Here is a 517-nt window from a genome sequence, read left to right as displayed (position 1 = left end):
GCTGATCAACTACCGCGGCTGGCCCGTGCACCACGCCATCGAGTGCTTCGGCCAGGTGGGCGGCGTGTACAACATGATGTTCAACCGCGACGACATGATCCACTCCGCCGTGAACTTCCAGGGCTGCGGCCTGCCCTTCGAGCTGAAGCAGCAGATCGCCGAGGAGGTGTGGGGCGGCAAGGACGCCATCGACCAGAACAAGAACTACACCCCCATGAACGAGCGCAAGGCGAACTTCGCCTGGTGGAGCATCGTCACCGACGTGCTGCACGACTCGCTGACGCTGTGCAACTGGGTGTGGCCGATGACCATGAGCCCGACGAAGTCGCGCGACTACCGCGGCGACCTCGACCTGGAGGCCAAGTTCTTCAAGGCCGTCACCGGCGAGGACGTGACCACCGACGACCTGTACCAGGCCGGCGCCAAGATCATGACGCTGCAGCGCGCCAACACCGTGCGCGGCATGACGAAGGACGACGGCACGATGGGCGAGAACGACATGCGCAACGTCCACGAC

The 517-nt window shown here is 64.4% G+C and carries 1 protein-coding gene; it reads left to right on the top strand.

Going from position 1 to position 517, the window contains the following annotated elements:
* Positions 1-517: aldehyde ferredoxin oxidoreductase C-terminal domain-containing protein (locus H8S61_RS17245; RefSeq protein WP_301332085.1), on the top strand; the 517-nt coding region annotated here is incomplete at both ends.

Origin of the sequence: Eggerthella hominis, assembly GCF_014287365.1 — a bacterium.
Lineage (GTDB): Bacteria > Actinomycetota > Coriobacteriia > Coriobacteriales > Eggerthellaceae > Eggerthella > Eggerthella guodeyinii.
The sequence above is the reverse complement of the archived record's forward strand: the minus strand, read 5'-3'. Positions and strand labels throughout refer to the sequence as shown.